At 64.7% G+C, this 22,370-nt stretch carries 22 protein-coding genes; 7 read left to right on the forward strand and 15 right to left on the reverse strand.

Translation table 11 applies throughout. The features are described from left to right. The 8 genes from QMZ05_RS34045 to glyA all read right to left on the reverse strand — a co-directional run. Positions 1 to 874, reverse strand: an 874-nt coding sequence (locus tag QMZ05_RS34045; RefSeq protein WP_353704726.1) for a sodium/proton-translocating pyrophosphatase, incomplete at its 3' end; no start/stop codon positions are given. Positions 875 to 1,096: 222 nt separating this feature from the next. Continuing rightward, positions 1,097 to 2,098: a thiamine-phosphate kinase gene (gene thiL / locus QMZ05_RS34050; protein ID WP_353704727.1), complete on the reverse strand. Its 1,002-nt coding sequence runs from the start codon at positions 2,096 to 2,098 to the stop codon at positions 1,097 to 1,099. A 154-nt stretch (positions 2,099 to 2,252) separates the two neighbouring features. Then, on the reverse strand, positions 2,253 to 2,747 hold the full coding sequence (gene nusB, locus QMZ05_RS34055; protein ID WP_353704728.1) for a transcription antitermination factor NusB: 495 nt from the start codon (positions 2,745 to 2,747) through the stop codon (positions 2,253 to 2,255). Positions 2,748 to 2,749: 2 nt separating this feature from the next. Then, positions 2,750 to 3,241, reverse strand: coding sequence for a 6,7-dimethyl-8-ribityllumazine synthase (ribH, locus tag QMZ05_RS34060; RefSeq protein WP_353704729.1), 492 nt, complete (start codon positions 3,239 to 3,241; stop codon positions 2,750 to 2,752). A gap of 202 nt (positions 3,242 to 3,443) precedes the next feature. After that, entirely contained in the window at positions 3,444 to 4,052 is a 609-nt protein-coding gene (locus QMZ05_RS34065) for a riboflavin synthase (RefSeq protein WP_353704730.1), read from the reverse strand. Beyond that, positions 4,052 to 5,200, reverse strand: a complete 1,149-nt coding sequence (gene ribD, locus QMZ05_RS34070; RefSeq protein WP_353704731.1) for a bifunctional diaminohydroxyphosphoribosylaminopyrimidine deaminase/5-amino-6-(5-phosphoribosylamino)uracil reductase RibD — start codon at positions 5,198 to 5,200, stop codon at positions 4,052 to 4,054. The genes QMZ05_RS34065 and ribD overlap by 1 nt, the downstream gene beginning before the upstream one ends. After that, the gene (gene nrdR / locus QMZ05_RS34075; RefSeq protein ID WP_016844999.1) at positions 5,197 to 5,679 is read right to left on the reverse strand and encodes a transcriptional regulator NrdR; all 483 of its coding nucleotides are present in this window, start codon (positions 5,677 to 5,679) and stop codon (positions 5,197 to 5,199) included. Before nrdR ends, ribD begins: the two co-directional genes overlap by 4 nt. 74 nt (positions 5,680 to 5,753) lie before the next feature. Next, the gene (glyA, locus tag QMZ05_RS34080) at positions 5,754 to 7,055 is read right to left on the reverse strand and encodes a serine hydroxymethyltransferase (RefSeq protein ID WP_353704732.1); all 1,302 of its coding nucleotides are present in this window, start codon (positions 7,053 to 7,055) and stop codon (positions 5,754 to 5,756) included. An 823-nt stretch (positions 7,056 to 7,878) separates the two neighbouring features. Between glyA and QMZ05_RS34085 the strand changes: the two genes are divergently transcribed. Then, positions 7,879 to 10,158: a TonB-dependent siderophore receptor gene (locus tag QMZ05_RS34085; RefSeq protein ID WP_353704733.1), complete on the forward strand. Its 2,280-nt coding sequence runs from the start codon at positions 7,879 to 7,881 to the stop codon at positions 10,156 to 10,158. Positions 10,159 to 10,378: 220 nt separating this feature from the next. On the opposite strand, the gene QMZ05_RS34090 is transcribed toward QMZ05_RS34085, so the two are convergent. From QMZ05_RS34090 to QMZ05_RS34110, 5 genes are all read right to left on the reverse strand, one after another. Then, complete coding sequence (locus QMZ05_RS34090) at positions 10,379 to 10,675, reverse strand: hypothetical protein (protein WP_353704734.1); 297 nt, start codon at positions 10,673 to 10,675, stop codon at positions 10,379 to 10,381. Positions 10,676 to 11,248: 573 nt separating this feature from the next. Beyond that, a complete protein-coding gene (locus QMZ05_RS34095; RefSeq protein WP_050422593.1) occupies positions 11,249 to 11,470 on the reverse strand; it encodes a hypothetical protein in 222 nt (73 codons plus the stop codon). A gap of 20 nt (positions 11,471 to 11,490) precedes the next feature. After that, positions 11,491 to 11,721, reverse strand: coding sequence for a hypothetical protein (locus QMZ05_RS34100; protein WP_353704735.1), 231 nt, complete (start codon positions 11,719 to 11,721; stop codon positions 11,491 to 11,493). 200 nt (positions 11,722 to 11,921) lie between these two features. Further along, positions 11,922 to 12,440, reverse strand: a complete 519-nt coding sequence (locus QMZ05_RS34105) for a MarR family winged helix-turn-helix transcriptional regulator (protein ID WP_028333857.1) — start codon at positions 12,438 to 12,440, stop codon at positions 11,922 to 11,924. Positions 12,441 to 13,105: 665 nt separating this feature from the next. Then, complete coding sequence (locus tag QMZ05_RS34110; RefSeq protein ID WP_050422596.1) at positions 13,106 to 13,567, reverse strand: DUF6163 family protein; 462 nt, start codon at positions 13,565 to 13,567, stop codon at positions 13,106 to 13,108. Positions 13,568 to 13,763: 196 nt separating this feature from the next. Here QMZ05_RS34110 and hemB point away from each other — a divergent pair, with 196 nt between their 5' ends. After that, the gene (hemB, locus tag QMZ05_RS34115; protein ID WP_353704736.1) at positions 13,764 to 14,828 is read left to right on the forward strand and encodes a porphobilinogen synthase; all 1,065 of its coding nucleotides are present in this window, start codon (positions 13,764 to 13,766) and stop codon (positions 14,826 to 14,828) included. A 1-nt stretch (position 14,829) separates the two neighbouring features. Here the strand turns inward: hemB and QMZ05_RS34120 are convergent, their stop codons facing one another. After that, on the reverse strand, positions 14,830 to 15,471 hold the full coding sequence (locus QMZ05_RS34120) for a DUF6151 family protein (protein ID WP_353704737.1): 642 nt from the start codon (positions 15,469 to 15,471) through the stop codon (positions 14,830 to 14,832). 223 nt (positions 15,472 to 15,694) lie between these two features. Between QMZ05_RS34120 and QMZ05_RS34125 the strand changes: the two genes are divergently transcribed. Both QMZ05_RS34125 and QMZ05_RS34130 read left to right on the forward strand, forming a co-directional pair. After that, positions 15,695 to 16,252: an RDD family protein gene (locus QMZ05_RS34125; RefSeq protein WP_353704738.1), complete on the forward strand. Its 558-nt coding sequence runs from the start codon at positions 15,695 to 15,697 to the stop codon at positions 16,250 to 16,252. Positions 16,253 to 16,338: 86 nt separating this feature from the next. Beyond that, positions 16,339 to 17,115: an arginyltransferase gene (locus QMZ05_RS34130; protein ID WP_353704739.1), complete on the forward strand. Its 777-nt coding sequence runs from the start codon at positions 16,339 to 16,341 to the stop codon at positions 17,113 to 17,115. Between the two features lie 6 nt (positions 17,116 to 17,121). Here QMZ05_RS34130 and QMZ05_RS34135 read toward each other — a convergent pair whose 3' ends face one another. Further along, entirely contained in the window at positions 17,122 to 18,495 is a 1,374-nt protein-coding gene (locus tag QMZ05_RS34135; protein ID WP_353704740.1) for an Nramp family divalent metal transporter, read from the reverse strand. Between the two features lie 121 nt (positions 18,496 to 18,616). On the opposite strand from QMZ05_RS34135, the gene QMZ05_RS34140 reads away from it, so the two are divergent. From QMZ05_RS34140 to QMZ05_RS34150, 3 genes are read left to right on the forward strand one after another with little or no spacing between them, the layout of a single operon-like run. After that, positions 18,617 to 19,747 (forward strand): PspA/IM30 family protein, encoded by a 1,131-nt coding sequence (locus QMZ05_RS34140; protein ID WP_353704741.1) that lies wholly within the window; start codon positions 18,617 to 18,619, stop codon positions 19,745 to 19,747. Next, entirely contained in the window at positions 19,744 to 20,403 is a 660-nt protein-coding gene (locus QMZ05_RS34145; protein ID WP_353704742.1) for an OB-fold-containig protein, read from the forward strand. The genes QMZ05_RS34140 and QMZ05_RS34145 overlap by 4 nt, the downstream gene beginning before the upstream one ends. Before the next feature lie 3 nt (positions 20,404 to 20,406). Further along, positions 20,407 to 22,152 (forward strand): flotillin domain-containing protein, encoded by a 1,746-nt coding sequence (locus QMZ05_RS34150; RefSeq protein WP_353704743.1) that lies wholly within the window; start codon positions 20,407 to 20,409, stop codon positions 22,150 to 22,152. Positions 22,153 to 22,370 lie beyond the last annotated feature (218 nt).

The raw sequence follows: 22,370 nt of genomic DNA on the forward strand, positions 1-22,370 counted from the left end.
CGCCCATGATCGACTGGCTGGCGCCGAGCTTGACGAAGAAGGTGCCGATGATCGAGGTGATGATGCAGATGCCGCCGATCGCGAGCGGCAGCGTCATCATGTTCACCAGGATCGAGGTCTTGGCGAAGAAGATCGCCGCGAGCACCATGGTGGCGACCGCGGTCACCGCATAGGTCTCGAACAGGTCGGCCGCCATGCCGGCGCAGTCGCCGACATTGTCGCCGACGTTGTCGGCGATGGTGGCCGGGTTGCGCGGATCGTCCTCGGGGATGCCGGCCTCGACCTTGCCGACGAGGTCGCCGCCGACGTCAGCACCCTTGGTGAAGATGCCGCCGCCGAGACGGGCGAAGATCGAGATCAGCGAGGCGCCGAAGCCGAGCGCCACCATGGCGTCGACCACGGTGCGGCTGCCCGCTTCCAGACCCATGAACTTGACCAGGATCATGAAGTAGATGGTGACGCCGAGCAGCGCGAGACCCGCGACCAGGAGGCCGGTGATCGCTCCCGCCTTGAAGGCGAGTTCGAGGCCGCCGGCGAGCGAGGTGGTCGCCGCCTGCGCGGTGCGGACGTTGGCGCGCACCGAGACGTTCATGCCGATGAAGCCGGCCGCGCCCGACAGGATCGCGCCGATCGCAAATCCGAGGGCCACCAGCAGGCCGAGGAAGTAGGCCAGCAGCACGAAGATCACGATACCGACCATGCCGATCGTCGTGTACTGCCGCCGCAGATAGGCTTGTGCGCCCTCGCGCACCGCGCCTGCGATTTCCTGCATGCGCGGATTACCCGCATCCGCGTTCAAGACCGACTGCGTCGCCCAGATCGCGTAGACGATGGAAAGCGCCCCGCAGAGCACAATCAACCATAAAGCTGTCATTGAATGTTGCCTCAGATCCTTGATGTAACCCCCGCGCCTTCTTGTGCCGCTAGGGGGCGGCAGGCGCTTATTTTGCGAGGACAACCCTCCCCAAAAACGGATTGCCTCAAATCGGGCGCGACCTTGCCAAAATCGTTACCGCTGCGCAACGCCACCTGCGGCCGAAAACGCCGATATCGGCAGCTATTTAGAAGGAAAATCGGCGCAGTCCGGCCGGGAATTCTAGAAATGGCTGTAGGACAGGCGCTGCAACTTCAGTTCCCTGCCCTGCCCGTCGAGGAAGCTTGGTGACGACGAACCGGCAATGAGGCCGCCGATGGCGGCCACAGCGACCTTGGCCTGGCGTGCCTCTCGCAGGAAGGCGTCTGTGCGGTCGCCAGGCACCGCGCACAGCAGTTCGTAGTCGTCGCCGCCGGCGACCAGGGTCTCGATCCCGATCGCCTTGCGTGCGAGCAGCCCCGCGGCCGCAGATGACAACGGGATGCTCGGCACGTTGATCACCGCCGTCACACCGCTGGCTGCACAAAGCTTGGCCAGATCGCCGGCGAGACCGTCGGACACATCCATCGCCGCGCTGGCGTGGGCACGGACGGCGCGGGCAAGTGCGTTGCGCGGCTGCGGAACACGGTAGCGGGCGGCGAGAAAATCCCGCCCGGCGGCATCGTCCGCCAGCGCCGCCGCAACCGGACCTCCCTGGAGCACATCGAGACCGAGCACGGCATCGCCGATCGTGCCCGTGACGAACACGCGGTCGCCCGCCTGCGCGCCCGCGCGATGCACCATCTTGCCCTGCGGCAGCCGGCCGAACGCGGTGATGGAGATCATCAGCGGCCCTGGCGTGGAGACGGTATCGCCGCCGAGCAGCGGACAGCCAAAATCGGCAGCGTCCTCGCCAAGCGCCCGGGCGAACGGCTTCAGCCAGCTCTCATCGACCTTGCGCACGGCCAGCGTCAGCACGAAGCCGGCCGGCACAGCCCCCTTGGCCGCGATATCGGACAGGTTCACCCGCAGCGCCTTGCGCGCCAGCGTGTCGGGCGGATCATCGGGCAGGAAATGCACGCCCTCGACGATAGCATCCGTGGTGACCACGATGTCCTCGCCGGCCGCCCGCAGCGCGGCGGCGTCGTCGTCAAGACCGAACGCGCCCGGATCGGTCGCCAGCGGCTTGAAATAGCGCGCAATCAGGGAGTCTTCGCCGGAGGGGGGATTGCTGTTCTGCGCCACGTTAACAGACCCGTCATCCTGAGGTGCGAGCTCTTGCGAGCCTCGAAGGATGCACGGCCGAGACGCGGCCACTGCGCCACGCCGCCGCCCTTCGAGGCCTCCGCTTCGCTCCGGCACCTCAGGGTGACGGCTACGGAGGGAGGCGTCGAGTTAGTTAGCCCCGCACAAACTCGTCGCCGCGGAACTGGCGCGCGATCTGGTCGAGCACGGCGTTGACCATGCCGGTCTCGTCCTTCTCGACAAAGGCATGCGCGACGTCGACATATTCGGAAACCACCACGCGGCCCGGCACGTCCTTGCGGTGCTCCAGCTCATAGGAGCCCGCCCGCAATACCGCGCGCAGGATCGCATCGATCCGCTTCAGCGGCCAGCCCTTCGACAGCGCCTCGTCGATCAGGGGATCGAGCTTGGCCTGGTCGCGCACCACGCCGGAGACGACGTCGCGGAAGAACGCGGCTTCCGCCGGCAGATATTTGTCGCCCTCGACCTCGTTGCCGAGCCAGTGGCTCTCGAACTCGGCGAAGATGTCGTTGATGCCGGCGCCGCCGATGTCCATCTGGTACAGCGCCTGCACGGCGGCGAGACGTGCCGCGCCGCGCCGGTTGGCTTTCCTGTCAGCGTGTTTGCCGGGTTTGTTGTTGTCAGCCATGGTCAGGCCTTTGCCAGGCGGCGTTTGATCCGCAGCATCGCGATCGCCGCACGCGCGGCGTCGCCGCCCTTGTTCAGCTCGCTGGCGCGCGCCCGCGCCCAGGCCTGCGCCTCGGTATTGACGGTGAGGATGCCGTTGCCGAGCGGGAATTTCCGGCTCACGGCCAGATCCATCAAGCCGCGCGAGGACTCCATCGAGACGATCTCGAAATGGATGGTGTCGCCGCGCACCACGCAGCCCAGCGCGATCGCCGCGTCATAGGGCTTGCCGTTCGTTTCAGCCGCATCGATCGCAATCGCGATTGCGGCCGGAATCTCCAGCGCGCCGGGCACCGTGATCACGTCGTGGCTGGCGCCGGCCGTCTTCAGCTCGGCGAGCGCGCCTTCGAGCAGCGCATCCTGGATGTCGTCATAAAACCGGGCCTCGACGATCAGCACGCGAGCGCCTGTGATGTCGGTCTGGTCCTTCAGGGGTGCGCGCCGCGCGTCAGCCATATACGTATCCAATTCATTTTGTTGACATTCATCGATAACGTTGCATGTCAACGTTTCGCGAGTTTTTAGTCGCCTCAACGGCTGAAGCCAAGCAGGAATGCTTCAGACACCGTCATTCCGGGATGGTCCGCAGGACCAGACCCGGAATCTCGAGATTCCGGGTTCGATGCTGGCGCTTCGCCCCGGAATGACGGCTACGCCGTCATTTCATCTCCGACAGCCGCGCGGCGTAGCGGGCCATCAGATCGACCTCGATATTGACCTCGCTGCCGGCCTTCCAGCCGCTCAGGGTCGTGACGCTGAGCGTATGCGGGATGATCAGCACCGAAAATGTCACGTCGTCGACCGTGTTCACGGTCAGCGACACGCCGTCCAGCGTGACCGAGCCCTTCGCCGCGATGAACCGCGCCAGTTCGCGGGTGGTTCGGAGCTCAAAGCGCGCCATGTCGGGCAGATCGTCGCGCTTGACGATGGTGGCGATCCCGTCGGCATGCCCGGCCACGATGTGACCGCCGAGCTCGTCGCCGATCTTGAGCGCGCGCTCGAGGTTGAGCTTGCCGCCCTGCCCCCAATGCTTGGCGGTGGTCATGCCGAGCGTCTCGGCCGCGGCATCGACGTCGAACCAGGTCTTGCCATCGGCGGTGCCGGAGGCGACCACGGTGAGGCAGACGCCGTTACAGGCGATCGAGGCGCCGTCGGCGATCGTGGTCTGGTCGTAGTCGCAGGCGATCCGCATCCGGTGCAGCTGCCCCTGCGCCACTGGCTTCAGGTTGGTGATCTCACCGATATCAGTGACAATTCCGGTAAACATTACGCACGCTCGTAAATAGTGAGACTGTCTTTGCCGAGGGTTTCGCTAGCACGAAGGCGGAAGGCCGGCGACTGCGTGATTGCGTCGAGCGGCATTGCGTCCAGCGCGGGAACGCCATCGGCACCGATCGGTTCAGGCCCGCGCAACAGCCAGATTTCATCGACAAGGCCCGCTGCCACGAAAGAATCTGCCACGCGAGACCCACCCTCGACCAAGAGCCGCGTGATCCCCTTCTCCGCCAGCGCATGCAGAACGGCCGGCAGATCGAGCCCCGCCGACGCACTGGCGGCGACGCGGATCACCTGCGCGCCGGCGGCGCCGAGCTTCACCGCGGCGGGCGCTTCCGCCAAGTCAGACGTCATCACCCACAGCGGCGTCTCGCGCGCGGAATGCACCATTCGGCTGTCGCCCGAGATCCGCAGCGCACGATCCAGCACCACGCGCACCGGCGAGCGCGCCGCCATGCCGGGCAGCCGGCAGGTCAGAAGCGGATCGTCGGCCTTCACCGTGCCGATGCCGACCAGGATTGCATCGCACTGCGCGCGCAGCAGATGCACACGGGTCCGCGCGGCCTCGCCTGATATCGCAACCGGCTTGTGCCCGTGCGCCGCGATCTTGTCGTCGGCGGACACCGCGAGCTTGAGGATCACATGCGGGCGCTTGTCCGTGATCCGGCGGAAATGTCCGGCATGGTCGCGCGCGGCCTCCGCCTGGCACAGCCCGACATCGACCGCGATGCCGGCGGCGCGCAGTTTGGCGTGCCCCTTGCCGCCGACGTCCGGATTGGGGTCCTCGATCGCCGACACCACGCGAGCAAGCCCGGCCGCGACCACGGCGTCCGCGCAGGGCGGCGAGCGGCCGAAATGCGAACACGGCTCGAGCGTGACATAGAGCGTGGCGCCACGCACCGCCTCGCCTGCTCGCCGCAGCGCCTCGACCTCGGCATGCGGTCTGCCGCCCGGCTGGGTCCAGCCGCGGCCGACGATGACGCCGTCCTTGACGATCACGGCACCGACTGCCGGATTGGGCCAGGTGCGCCCGAGCCCGCGGCGGCCGAGCGCCAGCGCAAGCTGCATGAAGCGCAGATCGGCGGCTTTGGCCTCTTTGGATTTCTGCGCGAACTGGTCTTCGAGAATGCGAAAGATCATTTTCGCAACGTTGCGAGCCGCGGATCCTCTTCGCCGGTCAACTCGTCGAGCACAGCCTCGAAATCCTTGGCCTCGCGGAAATTGCGATAGACCGAGGCGAAGCGCACATAGGCGACATCGTCGAGCTGGCGCAGATGCTCCATCACGATCTCGCCGATCGCCTCCGAGGAAACCTCCGCCTCGCCACCGCTTTCGAGCTCGCGGACGATGGTCGACACCATCTTCTCCACCCGCTCGGACTCCACCGGACGCTTGCGCAGCGAGATCTGCAGCGAGCGCACCAGCTTGTCGCGGTCGAACGGCACGCGGCGGCCGTTGCGCTTGATCACGGTGAGCTCGCGCAGCTGCACCCGCTCGAAGGTCGTGAAGCGGAAGTTGCAGGCCATGCACACACGCCGCCTACGGATGACGGCGGAGTCCTCGGTCGGACGCGAGTCCTTGACCTGCGTATCGAGAGAATTGCAGCTCGGGCAGCGCATCCGACGGGACCTTTATTTGCGCATGATCTATTCGGAAAACCGGTACCCACTTTTCCGGATCATGCGACCCTTTCTTACTGGTAGATCGGGAAGCGATCGGTCAGCGCCTTGACGCGCTCCTTGATCGCGGCCTCGACCAGCGGCGCCTTGCCGTCCGGCGACTGCGCCAGCGCGTTCAGCACTTCCGCGATCATGCCACCGACCTGCTTGAACTCGGCGACGCCGAAGCCGCGCGTGGTCGCCGCCGGCGTACCGAGCCGCAGCCCCGAGGTGACGAACGGCTTCTCGGGATCGAACGGGATGCCGTTCTTGTTGCAGGTGATGGCGGCGCGCACCAGCGCCTTCTCGGAGATGTTGCCCTTCAGCCCCTTCGGCCTGAGGTCGACCAGCATCAGATGGTTGTCGGTGCCGCCGGAGACGATGTCGAGGCCGTGGCTGCGCAGCGTCTCGGCCAGCGCCTTGGCGTTCTCGACCACGTTCTTGGCGTAGACCTTGAAGTCCGGACGCAGCGCTTCGGCGAACGCCACCGCCTTGGCGGCGATGACGTGCATCAGCGGGCCGCCCTGCAGGCCGGGGAAGATCGCCGAGTTCAGCTTCTTGGCGAGCGTCTCGTCATTGGTCAGGATCAGGCCGCCGCGCGGACCGCGCAGCGACTTGTGCGTCGTGGTGGTGGTGACGTGGGCGTGCGGCACCGGCGAGGCGTGCACGCCACCGGCGACGAGGCCCGCGAAATGCGCCATGTCGACTAGGAGATACGCACCGACGGAGTCGGCGATCTCGCGGAAGCGCTTGAAGTCCCAGGCGCGCGAATAGGCCGAGCCGCCGGCGATGATCAGCTTCGGCTTGACCTGCTCGGCCTGCTTCTGGACTTCGTCCATGTCGATGATCTGGTCCTCGCGGCGCACTGTGTAGTGCGCGGCCTTGAACCACTTGCCGGACATGTTGACCGGCGAGCCGTGGGTGAGATGGCCGCCGGCGGCGAGGTCGAGGCCCATGAAGGTATCGCCGGGCTGCAGCAGCGCCAGAAACGCCGCCTGGTTCATCTGGCTGCCGGAGTTCGGCTGGACGTTGGCAAAGCCGGCGCCGAACAGCTTCTTGGCGCGCTCGATCGCCAGCGTCTCGGCGACGTCGACCCACTCGCAACCGCCGTAGTAGCGCGCGCCCGGATAACCTTCCGCGTATTTGTTGGTCATCACCGAGCCCTGCGCCTCCAGCACGGCGCGGCTGACGATGTTTTCCGAGGCGATCAGCTCGATCTCATGGCGCTGCCGGCCGAGCTCGCCCTTGATCGCGGCGGCGATCTCGGGATCGGCCTCGGCAAGGGTCGCCGTGAAGAAGGAATCGGGCGCGGAAGCGGTCTTGGAGGATGAGGTCATCGGCGAAATATCTCCACCGCCGCAAGCCTTTACTTAGGATGCGGACGGTCACGAGTGGCGGTCGAAGCTGGTTTCAGAGCGTTATCACATCGCCCCAAAATGGCCAAGCGGTTGCGGTCCCCGGCGGTCAATTATGCCAGATATGGTGGGGATGGCGGGGAATGCCAGCTGGCCGGGACCTGCCCCAGGGCGCGGTTCCGGGCGCCCGAGGCAGCGGCTGTCGTGGCCGGCAGACTTAAGTACTCACTTTGGATGAAGTACTTCGTCGGCCGCCCGGATCAGATCATCAACCTTCACTTGTTCCGATGAACTTAGCTCGTTTCTGTCCTGAGCCCGGATACTCTTGAGTGCGGCCGCCAACTCACCCCAACCGTCGGTCATGCCGTTGAAGGTAAGGAATGGACTAAGGATGCGCGATAGGGGCGAGAGCAATCGTCGTTCGCACCAGCCATCGATCAGGCCCCTCAACTCCGCAGAAAATTCATTGCTCGATCTGTAAGCCATCGCCGAACCTGAACTAGGACACCCCGATCATCAACATGGGCGGCAGGACTGTATCCCATTTTCGACGCGAGCAAATCTGTTCGCTCGATCATGCTGCATCGGGTCACGAGACGAATTTTGAATCTTTCTTTGAATCGTTCAACACTGGATCGATTCAAACGTCTCACGCGAGGCGTGCAATTGGGCGCCGTACTCCGTTGTCTCTCAGTCACACACACCCGCTTTGCGCACAGCTTCGATAGCTTCTAACCGCGCGCGGGCTGTTTACGAAAATCACCGTGATAACGACACCGGAGAAAATTCTCTTCGGGGGCGTTGAATGACGGACGGATGGATTCGGCCGCAGCGGTTTGCTGCTTCGGCGTTGGTGGTGCTTTCGGTTGCTGCTGCGGACGAGGTGTTCGCGCAGACGCAATTGCCGTCGGTGACGGTCGATGCGCCGTCGCAGCGGCAAGCGGCGCGATCGCAGCAGCCCTCGCAACGGACCACGCGCGCGCGTAGTGCCTCACGCCGCGCAACAGTCGCCCCGGTGGGCGCGCAGCCGCAGGCCGTGCAGCAGGCCGCAGGCTCAGGCGGCAGGCACGAACGCGCCAACGGTCCGGTCGCCGGCTATCTTGCACGGCAGAGTTCGAGCGGCACAAAAACCAGCACGCCGATCATCCAGACGCCGCAATCGGTGACGGTCATCAGCGCCGAGCAGATCCGCGACCAGAAGATCGTCAGCAAGTTCGACGAGGTGCTGCGCTACACGCCGGGCGTCGTCGGCGGTACCTTCGGCGCCGATTTCCGCAATGACTGGTTCCTGATCCGCGGCTTCCCCGCGCAGAACGAGTCGCTGTTCCTCGACGGCCTGCAACTGTTCTACACCTCCTATGCGAGCTGGAAGCTGCAGCCCTTCAATCTCGAGCGCGTCGAGGTGCTGCGCGGCCCATCCGGCATCCTGTATGGCGGCTCGGCGCCGGGCGGCCTCGTCAACGCGGTGAGCAAGCTGCCGTCAGCCGAGCCCATTCGCTACATCGAGACCGGCATCAACAATTTCGGCAACGCCTATACCCAGTTCGACATCGGCGGCGCGACGGCACAGCCCGGAGGTGGCCAGGTGCAGTATCGCCTCGTCGGCCAGGCCCAGGGCGGCGCCACCCAGACCGACTATGTCTACGACAACAATTTCTTCTTCGCCCCGTCGGTGACCTGGCGGCCCGATGCCGACACCAGCCTCACCGTGTTTGGCATGGCCTCGCACAGCAATACCCGCGCAGTGAACTTCCTGCCCTATGTCGGCACCGTCACCAACGCGCCATTCGGCCGGATTCCAACCAGCCTGTTCGCCGGCGATCCCGGCGTCGACCGGTTTCGCCGCGACCAGCAGATGGTCGGCTACCAGTTCCAGAAGAGCGTGACCGACAGCGTCGACTTCCGCCAGAACGCGCGCATGGCGCATGTCGACGTCTATTACGCCGGTCTCTACGGGCTCGGCTACGCGACGACGCCGGCCGCCGCCGACATCACCCGCGGCAATTTCTACACCCGCGGCATCGCCACCCAGCTCAACCTCGACAATCAGCTCGAATATCGCTTTGCCACCGGCGCGCTGCAGCACACCGCGCTGGTCGGCGTCGATCTGAGATATTACGGCATCGACGACCGCCAGGGCTTTGGCATGGGCACGAACCTCAACGTGCTCAATCCGGTCTATGGCAACAACCTGCCGTTCAGCGGCGCGCTGTATCAGAACGGCTATCTGACCCAGGGCATGGCCGGGCTCTATCTGCAGGACCAGGTCAAGCTCGACCGCCTGACGGTCGTGCTGTCGGGGCGTCAGGACTGGGTCGATCTCACCAACAACAACCGGATCGGCGCCTCGCAGGGCCGCGACGACAGCAAGTTCTCCGGCCGTGTCGGCGCGATCTACAATTTCGACAGCGGCGTTGCGCCCTACGTCTCCTACATGACCGGCTACAATCCAGTGATCGGCACCAATGCGGCCGGCCAGTTGCTGCTGCCGGAAACCTCCGAGCAGACCGAGGTCGGCGTCAAGTACGAGCCGGCCGGGCTCAACGCGCGGTTCGGCGTCGCGTACTTCGATCTCAAGCGCAAGAACGCGCTGACGACAGATCCGAACAACACGCTGTTCCAGACCCAGAATGGCGAAGTCACCTCGCGCGGCGTTGAGCTCGAGGCGGTCGCCAACATCACGCGGGATTTCAAGCTGGTGGCGAGCTACACCAATTACGAGCTGTTCGTCAGCAAGGACCTCAATCCCGCACTGATCGGCACCGTGCCGACCAACACGCCCCGTGAGCTCGCGTCGGTCTGGACCGACTACACCTTCCGCGACGGTCCGCTCACGGGCTTCGGCTTCGGCGGCGGCGTGCGCTATGTCGGCTCGTCCTTTGCCGACACCGCGAACACCGCGCGCGTCCCGGGCGTCGTGCTCGGCGACCTCGCCCTGCACTACGAATGGGACAACAATTGGCGCGCGGCGCTCAATGTCGTGAACGTGACGGACAAGATCTACGTCGCGAGCTGCGCCACCATCGGTTCCTGTTACTACGGCGACCGCCGGCGCATCACGGCAAGCCTCGCCTACAAATGGTGAGCACGTCGCGAAACATTTCGTTCACAAAACTATCATCGAGAGGCGGCGTTCGGCCGCCTCTCCTTTTTCCAACGCCGTCAGGGTGGTGTCAGCATGTCGCGCTAGGTTCGCGCTGCGGCAACGCTTTGCCGCGCCCAGACTGGCCCGCTCCGAAATGCGAGCCCCGGAGCGGGCCTTTTACGTGCCGAGGGTTCGCGCGGCCGCCGCGCGCGGGTCGCCGTCAGAAGGCATTCTTGAATTGCGCGACATAGTCGGGGCTTCCATAGACCCACATCGGCTCGTCGCATTGTTGCGATCCCAGATCGTTCGTGCAGGCCGCACTCCAAGGCGGCGCCGCGATCTGACGCCCGATGATCTCGTATCCCTGCCATCGACTGCCGATGATCGGTTGCGTGCCGACACGCGCGAGATGGCCGCTCTTGTCGGTTCGCACGTGGGCCATGGCTTGGGGCATCAGAACCTGGATCGTGAGCGATGGCGCCAGCAGCAGCGCCGCCAGAAGGTATGTGGTCTTCATTGTTCAGCCGCCTTGATTGAGCCTCGCGCGGGCGAGGCATCTACGTTGCTGAACGGAAGACCGGGACTGCGGTCTGGATATTTCCGGATCACGCGAATGTTTGGCAGTGTCGAGCCGCGGCCTAATCCTGGTATTCTTGAACCGGCCGAGGTGAAACGAGAAGCAAAACTCGGACAAAAGATGTTGAGAGAATGCGGATGTGTGACTCACAGCCCGTACAACACACTCGGTGTCGTCCCTGCGAAAGCAGGGACCCATAACCACCGATGGTCATTGTCGAGCGATGCCGGGACGACGAGTCCGATCCACCTCAACCGCCGCGGGGTATGGGTCCCTGCTTTCGCAGGGACGACGCGCGGTCAGAGTTGTGTATGCACTCCAGTGTCACCGCCCGGCTCGACCGGGCGATCCAGTACGCCGCGGCCTCTCGGCTCAAGCAGCGCCGTCTCTGGAATACTGGATCACCCGCTTTCGCTTTTCGCGGGTGATGACACCGAGTAGTTGTTTGACGGTTGAATCAGAAGCCCTACCCGTCTCATTGCGAGCGAAGCAAATGAGGTGCGGAGCGACGTTCTACAGCCCGGTATACCCGGCCTTCACATGGTCGGTGCTGCCGTCGAGCTGGCGCAGATAGGTCAGGCCGCACACGGTGAGCCGATGCGTGTCGCGCTCGCCCGCATCGAACAACGTTTGCACGTACTCTGTCACTTTCGCGCGCGCCTCGTCGCTTGCAGCGGACGTGCGGTTGAGCAGCAGATCATACGTCTGCATGATCCGATCGATAGCGGCTTCCATTGAAGTCTCCGGGTTGACGCTCAGGCGACCACCAGCGTCTCGTCCTCGAACTTCGCGATCGCCTTGTTGGCGAGGCGAAGCCGGTTCAGCTCACCGCGCTGGTACAGCTTCACGATGATGCCGAGCAGACGCTCATTGGTGGCGAAGGTGTCGGGAATGGCGCCGGATTTGCGCAGATAGTTCGAGGCGATCGCGTAGGCGTCACCGACGACCTCGACATTCAGCACCTCGATCTCGCGCTCGACCAGCATGTCCTGCTTCTCCGTTGGGAGACAGGATAAAGCGCGGGCAACGCCATGGTTCCTCGGCGGGCCCATTTATTTTCGCAGGTGCAGCATGAAAAACGCATCGGCCGGGCATGACCGATGCGCTGGTTGAAGCAAGGTTGGACTGGAGGAGGCTGCCGGTCTTCTAGGCGGCCGGCTTGGCCATCAGGCGAAGAGAGGAAGGCTCAGAGGCGATACAGGATCTGGTCGGTCCAGAAGCGCTCGAGGCGATGCAGCGACTTGTTGAGGCTCGCGAACTCCTCGTTCGAGATGCCGCCGACCTGCTCCACCGTCTTGACGTGCTTCTGATAGAGCGCATCGACGATGCGGCGCACTTCCTGGCCCTGCGGGGTCAGACGGATGCGGACCGAGCGACGATCGACGCGCGAGCGCTGATGATCGAGGAAGCCGAGCTCGACGAGCTTCTTCAGATTGTAGGAGACGTTGGAGCCGAGATAGTAGCCGCGGGTGCGCAGCTCGCCGGCGGTCAGTTCCTTGTCGCCGATATTGTACAGGAGCAGTGCCTGCACCGAGTTGATGTCGGCGCGGCCGCGACGATCGAATTCGTCCTTGATGACATCGAGGAGCCGGCGATGCAGCCGCTCCACCAAAGTCAGGGCTTCGAGATAGAGCGGCTGCACCGGAGCTTGACCGGTAGCGCGATCGGCGGCATCCGCCGCCGTTGTCGCAACGGCTTTCATCATGACACTTCCCCTGTTTGTCGTTTTTATCGACTTTATTCGACGAAACTTGTGTCCCGCCTGATAGGTCCAACGTAAGGGGGCCGTTTGAATATCCGCTTAAATAAGAGAATAAAGAGATCATGAATTTAAGACAGTGAATCGTGGATTAAGCCCATGGATCAAGGGCTTTTCGCAACTTTTCATTGACGGTGGCAGACCCTTTGTTCACGCTTCGTCTGCCTGCCCTGTCACATTCGGAAACAGCATCGTCTGAATTCGAAACGACGGCGTAACGAGTGTGAGGGAACCCTTTACGGTGACCGATCGGTTACCGGAAAATTCTTTGAAAATTTTATCGGAGTGCATCGCGGCGGGACACGCGCGATGCGCGCGAGGGGCTCTCATTCGTTACCGCGGCAAGACCGGTTCCGCCGTCGGCCCGCGCAAAGCCGGCCGGCACACGCACCGAGATCCGGTGAAATGGATCCCGACGGCAGGTCCCGTGGAGATGCTCCGGAGATGGGGCGCCTCGAAAGGGATGCGATCTGTCGGCATCCACCTAGCAGAACCAGCGAAGCTGTCTTCTCGTTGCGCGCACGGCTGCCAGATATCGACAGCCGCCGTCAGCTATTCATCGCGCTGTCGCAGCCGTGCAACAGTGTAGCGGACCATCGCTGCACGCGGGCCTATGGCGGGCGTTCGCGCGCCGACATCCAGGCCAGCGCGAGATAGGCGGCAAGCATCACGGCCTCGAGCCCGACCACGGTGAGGCTGCCGCCATAGATGCCTGGAAACATCAGCTCGATGACTGCCATCGACACCACGGTGGTCAGCCACACCACCGCGCCCCACGGCGTCGCGAGCCAGAGCCCGACCGCGGCGACGAGCTCGATGACGGCGAAATAGATCGTGGCGGTCTGCCAGGCCATCGACTGGTTCTCGAAGGCCTCCTCCTCGCCGCCGACGAAGCCTGTCACCTGGGCCCAGTGATAGAGCCCCTTGGCAACCGAGACGACGGCCATGATGCGCAGGAAGATGACGAGGCGCCGCGTCCACGCATTGTCGTCCGGCTCGATCCGGTCGGACGAGATCGCGCTGACCGAGATGGCGTTGTCCCGCGCCTGATCGCGTGCAGAGGTGTCAGACATCCGAATCGCCGCATGGCGGCCGCAAAATGGGGTTCATGGCGCAGTCTTGGCCCGCCGGGGACGCAAAATCAATTGCCGTTGCGGCAAATCAAGGGCGCTCGGAACGCAATGGCGGCGCAATGACGGCGCCCCTGTGAGGTGCTAGAACCGAGCTTATATCAGGTCCAAACAAGCCGTCCGTCGAGGAGAACAAGACATGGCGATCAAATTCGGGCGCCCGATCGAACTGCGCGACACGCCGCGGCGCCAGACTGACGCCCTCGCCTCCCCCTCACTCGACCTTGCGATCCGGATGCGCCGCAACCGCAAGTCCGAATGGGCGCGCCGGCTGGTGCGCGAGAACGTGCTGACGACCGACGACCTGATCTGGCCGATGTTCGTGGTCGACGGCCACAACACCCGCACCCCGGTGGCCTCGATGCCCGGTGTCGACCGGCTCACCGTCGACCAGATCGTCCGCGACGCCGAACGTGCCGCAAAACTCAACATCCCCTGCATCGCGCTGTTTCCCTTCACCGAGCCGGCGCTGCGCGACGAGCAAGGCTCGGAGGCGCTCAATCCCGACAACCTGGTCTGCCAGGCGGTGCGCGCCATCAAGAAGGAGTTTCCGGATATCGGCGTGCTCTGCGACGTCGCGCTCGATCCCTTCACCAGCCATGGTCATGACGGGCTGATCGAGGATGGCAAGATCCTCAACGACGAGACCGTCGCGGTGCTGGTGAAGCAGGCGCTGACCCAGGCCGAGGCCGGCTGCGACGTGATCGCGCCGTCGGACATGATGGACGGCCGCATCGGCGCGATACGCGAGGCGCTCGACGACAACGGCTTCGGCGACGTGCAGATCATGTCCTATGCGGCGAAATACGCCTCGGCGTTCTACGGCCCGTTCCGCGACGCGATCGGCTCGGCCAAGACGCTGACCGGCGACAAGCGCACCTATCAGATGGACAGCGCCAATTCCGACGAGGCGCTGCGCGAGGTCGAGCTCGACATCGCCGAGGGCGCCGACATGGTGATGGTGAAGCCCGGCATGCCCTACCTCGACATCGTCCGCCGCGTGAAGGACCATTTCGCGATGCCGACCTTCGTGTACCAGGTGTCCGGCGAATACGCGATGATCGCGGGTGCCGCCGCCAATGGCTGGATCGACGGCGAACGCGCGATGATCGAAAGCCTGATCGGCTTCAAGCGCGCCGGCGCCGACGGCATCCTGACCTATTTCGCGCCGAAGGCCGCCGAGAAGATCAAGGCGGAGACTTGAGCTAGGTCCGGCCCGCGGCCGGCGCCGCCGGATGCGGGCCACACAGCGGGCGCAGTGCATCGCGCTGCTGCTGCGACAGCACGGTGAGCGGATAGATCGGCTCACCGGTCTCGCGCTTGAAGAACGGATGCGGCCACGCCTTTCCGCGCAGGCGCCAGCCCAGCACCTTGCCGATGGCGCGCGCGATCAGCGCCAGGTTCAATCCGGTTGAGCCCTTCGGCGCCTCGCCGACCGCGTATTTCCCTTGGATCGCGCCGATCGGGTTGCCGAACGCTTCATCGGCACGTGACGCGCCGCCGTCGAATGCCTGCGCGACAATTCCGACGAACGGGACCGACGGCGTCAGCGTATTGCCGACCGGCGTGTTGCAGCATGTCGTGTGCCAGCGGAACAGGCCCTTCGGCGTCAGCCGCACGCCCGCGATCTTGTCCTGGCCCTGCACGAAGCTGAGCGAGGACGGCGCGACCTGGACGATGTCGGTGCCGCCATGTGCATCGAGCAGGTCGGCGCGGCCGAGCCGGTGCATGAACGCCTGGCAGTCGTCGCAATAGCAGACCACGCGGTTGGCGGACTGCGGCGCGGCGTTGCTGACCGTGCCTCGCACGGCCCCGCAGCGGCAGCGCAGGTCAAGCTGTGCGCTCATGCGTCCTCCCGTTGCAGCTCGGCGACGCAAAGATCCAGCGGTCGGGCCGCAGCGCCTCGCCTGAGGGCCGACAGTAGCGGGCGGGCGGTGCGAAAGCCACTTGGGGGCGATCGCTTTGGCCGCCGAATCGCCGGAATATTTCGGCTAGTTAATGTTCGCGCAGACTTGGCAGGCGCCCCTCCTGTTCCCATGTCCTGCGCGGGAGTTTCATCGGAGGTTGGTCATGTCTTACGGCAGTGACGGCGGTGCTTGGCGCAATGAAGCCTGGCGCAACGACGGCGGCGTTCCCCCGCATGCGTTCGATCCGTTGATGCAGCCGGAACTGTTCCGCGGCGTGCTGACGCGGCGCGTGTTTGCGTTCCTGATCGACCTCTTCGTGCTGTCGGTGCCGGTGATCGTCGCCGTGATCTTCATTGCCGTGTTCGGCCTGGTCACGCTCGGCCTCGGCTGGGCGCTGTTCTGGCTGGTGTCGCCGGCGTCGATCGTCTGGGCCATCGTCTATTACGGCGCCTCGATCGGCGGCCGGCACTCCGCCACGATCGGCATGCGCATGATGGATCTGGAACTGCGTACCTGGTACGGCGCGCGCGGCTATTTCGTGCTCGGCGCCACCCATGCGGTGCTGTTCTGGGTGACGATCTCGTTCCTGTCGCCGCTGGTGCTGCTGGTCGGGCTCGTCAACGGCCGCCGCCGGCTGCTGCATGACGTCATCCTCGGAACCGTCGTTATCAACAGCTCGGTCCGGACCCAGGTATCTCCGGCCGCGCGGGCCTCCTATTAGGCCCGCCTAAACCAATTGACCGTTAGCCTCCGGGGGGCGATGCTAACTCGGCTGCCTGTATTGTTTGTGGAGCCCGACGATCAGACGTGACCCAGCACTCGCGTGATACTCCCCAGTTCTACCTGACGGCGCCCTCACCCTGCCCCTATCTGCCGGGCCGGCACGAGAGGAAGGTTTTCACGCACCTGGTCGGCGACAAAGCGGGCGATCTCAACGACTTGCTGACCCATGGCGGCTTCCGCCGCAGCCAGTCGATCGCCTACCGCCCGGCCTGCGACCAGTGCCGGGCCTGCGTCTCGGTCCGGGTGATCGCGAACGAATTCCGCCCCTCCCGCAATTTCCGAAAAGTTCTGGCCCGCAACGCCGACGTCATCGGCGAACAGCGCACCGCGGTGCCGACCTCCGAGCAATATTCGGTGTTCCGGGCCTATCTCGACCGCCGCCACCGCAACGGCGGCATGGCCGACATGACCGTGCTGGACTACGCGATGATGGTCGAGGACAGCCATGTCGAGACCCGGATCATCGAATACCGCAAGCGTAATGCCGACAGCGCCATCACCGGCCGCGGCGACGAACTGATGGCGGTGGCGCTGACCGACGTGCTCAGCGACGGGCTGTCGATGGTCTATTCCTTCTTCGAACCCGGGCTGGAGGCCCGCTCGCTCGGCACCTTCATGATCCTCGACCACATCGCCCGCGCCCGCCGGCAGGGCCTTCCTTACGTCTATCTCGGCTACTGGATCGAGGGCTCCAAGAAGATGGACTACAAGGGCCGCTTCCTGCCGCAGCAGCGGCTCGCGCCGTCGGGCTGGCTGCGCGTCGACGCGTCAGGCGAAGGGCTGGCCGAGCCGCAGGATTAGCGTCTGCTAGGTTCCGAACAGCGTATCGTAAAGCAGCTTCACGTTCAGGATTACGATCAGGCCGGCGACGATCCACGCCGCCACCGCAACCGGCATTGAAATCGCGAACGCGCCCATCTTGCGCTTGTCGGACACGAAGCGCACCAGCGGGATCACCGCGAACGGCAGCTGCATCGACAGCACGACCTGGCTGAACACCAAGAGCTGCGCGGTGCCGCTCTCGCCATAGAGCGCCGCGACCACGATGACCGGGACGATCGCGATGCCGCGCGTCACCAGCCGCTGCAGCCAATCGGGCAGCTTGAGATCGAGAAAGCCCTGCATCACGATCTGGCCGGCCAGCGTCGCCGTCACCGTGGAGTTGAGGCCGGAGGCGAGCAGCGCCACGGCAAACAGCGTCGAGGCAATGCCGAGGCCGAGCAGCGGCGACAGCAGCTCGAAGGCCTGATCGATCTCGGCGACATCCGAGTGCCCGCTCTTGTGGAAGGTCGCGGCCGCCAGCACCAGGATCGCCGCATTGACGAACAGCGCCAGCATCAGCGCGATGGTGGAATCGGTGGTCGCCCATTTGATCGCGTCGCGCCGGCCCGCCTCGGTGCGCGGATAGGCGCGGGTCTGCACGATCGAGGAGTGCAGATAGAGGTTATGCGGCATCACGGTCGCGCCGATGATGCCGATCGCGATGTAGAGCATCTCCGGATTGGTGACGATCTCGCGCGACGGCATGAAGCCGCCGAGCACGCCGGCAATCGGCGGCGCGGCGGCCGCGATCTGGACCACGAAGCAGACCGCGATGACGATCAAGAGCGCGATCACGAAGGCTTCGAGGAAGCGGAAGCCGCGGTTCATCAACAGCAGTAGCAGGAACGCATCGAGCGCTGCCAGCAGCGCACCGCCGATCAGCGGAATGCCGAACAGCAACTTCAGCGCGATCGCGGTGCCGATCACCTCGGCGAGATCGCAGGCGATGATCGCGGCCTCGCAGGCGAGCCACAGCAGCAGATTGACCGGCCGCGGATAGGTCGCGCGGCAGGCCTGCGCGAGATCGCGGTCGGTCGCGATGCCGAGCCGCGCGCTGAGCGCCTGCAGCAGGATCGCCATCAGGTTCGAGAGCAGGATGACCGACAGCAGCGTGTAGCCAAACTTCGATCCGCCCGCGAGATCGGTGGCCCAGTTGCCGGGGTCCATGTAGCCGACCGAGACCAGATAGCCCGGGCCGGCGAAGGCCAGCAGCCGGCGCCACCACACGCCCGTGGTCGGCACCGCGACGGTCGCATTCACCTCCGGCAGGCTACGCGCGTGTCCGGCATCGCCCCGCCAGCCGCCTGGCACGGCGTCGGAAACGGAAACGGACGACATTTGAGGGGTTCGGGCATCCATACCGGCAGGATGGCCGATCTCTCCCGTTATTGCAACTCACTTGCAACTGCATCTGGGCTCACGAAAATGATACCGGCCACCTCACTTGTAAAGCACTGAGGAAGTGCTTTACGTTAGAAACATGATCAAGCTACCCGTCGAGACGCCGACCGCAACGCTGCGCTACGCGCTCGCCCCCGACCCGTCGGGCATCGAGGCGATCGAGGCGACCTTTGCGGCCTATGACCGGATGATGGCTGTTCTCGCCGAGGTCGCGCCGGTCGGCGCCAACCTCGTCTCGCTGCACGCCCAGGCCTATGAGCGGATCCGCAAGGAAACCGGCCTGCCCGCGCGCCTCGTGACGCTCGGCCTGCGCGACCGCGCCAACTACATCGCGGGCGCCGCCGTCCGCCGCATACCGCTCGACGACAAGTTGTTTGCGATCAAGGGTCCAACTTCACTGACCATTAGCACTGTCAGCGGACGCGTCTTGGTGCCGTTCGACGTGCCGGGATATGTCTCGGGCTGGGAAAGCCCCTTCCCGGCGCATTTGATCTCGGATGGACGCGGCTACGAAATCCACATCGCCGTCAAATCGAAATCAGCACAACCGGAGGAGAAGACCATGCTTCACGAAGGCATCCTTGCGCGCATGGGCCGGCTTCTTGCCGCCATCGCGAGCCAGACCATCGACAATGTCGAGAACAACAACAAGGTGGCGTTGGTCAAGCAGGCGATCCGCGAGATCGACGCCGGCGCCGATGAGGCGCGCTACGCGCTCGGCAAGTCGCGCGCCGAAGAATTCCGTTTGAAGAGGCGGCGTGAGGAACTGGATACCGAAACCACGAATCTGAACGAAAAGATTCGTCTCGCACTTGCGGAAAGTCGCGAGGATCTCGCGCGCGCCGGCGTCGCGCGGCAAATTGACCTGGAGTCGCAGGTGATCGCGCTGGAACGCGCGATGGATTTCATCGAGCTCGAAATCGATGAGCAGACCAAGGCGCTGCAAGCCATGCTCGGTGCGCGCCGCGAGGCGGAAGCGCGATTGGCCGATCTCGAACAAAGTCTGATCCGCGAGGCCAAGGACGAAACCAGCCGGGGCCCATCGACGACCAATACATTGAGTGCTGAACGCGCCATGGCGGCGATCGCCCGGGTGACCGGTGTTCCCGCTTCCAGCGTGCTCGGTGACAAGGAGCTTGACGAACTCGATCGCCTGCACCGCGAAAAGGAAATCGCGGCGCGGCTTGAAAGGATCAAGTCAGAAAAATGAGTGCAGTTGGCGACATCCTGCTCGCCCCCGACGTACGGCCCTTTGCGGTCGCGGCTGCGATCATGGTGGCACTTGGCGGTATCGAGCTGCTGACCACCATGGTCGGACTTTCGATCAGCGAACTCATCGGCAAGGAGTTCGCGGTCGAGGCCGAGAGCCACAATGCTCTCAGTGGCCTGTTTCTCTGGATCAACGCCGGGCGGCTTCCCCTCCTGATCCTGATCATCCTGATACTTGGCATATTCTCGATCGGAGGCTTTCTGCTCCAGGGACTGGCGCATGCCGCAGGCACCGCCATCCCGGTTTCCATTGCCGCGGTGGTTGCCGCCGCGGGCAGCATTCCCGTGATCCGAAACAGCAGCCGCGGCCTCGCCCGCATCATTCCGCGCGACGAGAGCTATGCGGTCAACGACAGCGACTTTGTCGGCAAGGTCGCAACCGTGTCGGTCGGCCCGCTCGATCAGGGCCTGCCCGGCCGGGTCCGTCTCAAGGATGTCTTCGGCAACTGGCACACCGTGTCGGCGCGTGCCAGCGCAGAGTCCGAGGCATTGCCGGTCGGCGCCAGCGTGCTGCTGGTCGATCGCGATGCCAAAGGCTTCATCGCGATTGCCGCTCCCTCCGATCTCGTCGAACAACACTCTTCCAACAGGGCATAACACATGTGGGAACTTGCTATACCCGTCTTTATTGGCGTCCTTGCCATTCTCGTTATCGGTCTGCTGTTCGCAAAACTCTACAAGCGCTCGACGCGCGATGAGGCCTATGTCCGTACCGGCCTCGGCGGCCAGAAGGTGGTGCTCGACGGTGGCTCGCTGGTGCTGCCGATCTTCCACTCCACCGCCGCGGTGAACCTGAAGACGCTGCGGCTCGAGGTGGCGCGCGGCGGCCCGGACTCGCTGATCACCAAGGACCGCATGCGCGTCGACATCGGCGCCGAGTTCTATCTGCGCGTCAAGCCCGATAGTTCGTCGATCGCGCTGGCCGCGCAGACGCTCGGCAACCGCACCAATGACGCGGCCGAGCTGCGCGAGCTGGTGGAAGCAAAATTCGTCGACGGCCTGCGCTCGGTCGCTGCGACCATGAACCTCGAGGAGTTGCAGGAGCAGCGCGCGACCTTCGTCAAGGCGGTGCAGGATGCGGTCGGTGCCGACATCCAGAACAACGGTCTCGAGCTTGAATCGGTGTCGCTGACCAAGCTCGACCAGAGCGACATCAAGCATTTCAACCCGAGCAATTTCTTCGACGCGCACGGCCTCACCACGCTGACCAAGATCACCAAGGAGCGTGAGCAGGAGCGCAACCAGATCGTCCGCACCACCGAGGTCAATATCGCCCAGCAGGACCTGGCGGCGCGGCAGACCACGCTGACGATCGAAAGCACCAAGCGCGAGGCCGAGCTGGCCCAGCAGCGCGACATCGCCAACAAGACCGCGGCGATGCGCGCGCAGACCGCGCAGGTCGAGCAGACCGCGCTGCAGAACGAGGCCGAATACCGCATCCAGCAGGAGCTCGCGGTCGCCAACAAGCAGACCGAGGCCAACCAGGCCCGCGACACTCGCAAGATCGAGGCCGATCTCGCGGTCAAGCGCCGCAACACCGAGATGGAGCGCGACCTGCAGATCGTCGCCCAGGAAAGCGCGATCGCGGTCGCGGCCAAGAGCAAGGAGCAGTCGGAGGCCCAGACCATCGCCGAGACCGCGCGCGCCGTTGCGATCGCGGCCGAGGAAAAGGTCACCACTGCCCGCGCCACCGAAATCGCCGAGCGCGACAAGATCATCAACGTGATCGCGGCGCGCAAGGCGGCCGAGACCGACGCGATGCCGATCACGGTCATGGCCGAGGCGGAGCGCCAGGCCGCCGCCAACAAGGCTGAGGCCACCAACGTGCTCGCCAAGGCCGATGCGGCCGCCGCCACCACCCGCGCCGCCGGCGTCAAGGCGCTCGGCCAGGCCGAGGCGGAAGTTGCGACGATGAAGGCGGAGGCGCGCAACAAGTTGAGCGCCGAGATGATCGACTACGACCTCAACCTGGCGCGGATCAACGTGATCCCGAGCGCGCTCGCCGAGGCGGTGAAGCCGATCGAGAAGATCTCCGATATCCGGATCTTCGACACCGGCAGCATGCTCGGCCGCGGCGGTGCCAACGGCCATGCCAATGGCAATGGCGGTCTCGGGCTCGGCGACGGGCTCGCCGCGCAGTTGCTGTCGGTCTCGGCATTCAAGCCGATGATCGACAAGATCCTCTCGGAGGCCGGCTTCCCTGCGGGGTCCGACGCCCTCACCAGCCTGACCAGCGCGCTGGCACAGCGCAAGGCCGAGGCGGCCGCAGAGCCTGCGGTCGGTGATACCCGGCCGGCCACATTGGTCGGCACCATCACCGGCCAGCTCGCGCCCACGCCGCAATGATGTGAGCGCGCTCTGACGGCAGATGCACTTCACCTCCCCCGCTTTTGCGGGGGAGGTGAAAGCGTGATGTTCCCACGGATGGCGCCTGAGCACGGGTGCACCCTTGCGCGCACAAGTCCGCCGCAAGTTGAACAAGTCGTTCTAAAGCCTGATGAGATTAGGTTGAGCTGGAACGGCGTCGAAGGTTCACCTCTCCCTTGGGAGAGGTCGATTTGCGC

The organism is Bradyrhizobium sp. INPA03-11B (genome assembly GCF_040446015.1).
Taxonomy (GTDB): Bacteria; Pseudomonadota; Alphaproteobacteria; order Rhizobiales; family Xanthobacteraceae; genus Bradyrhizobium; species Bradyrhizobium macuxiense_A.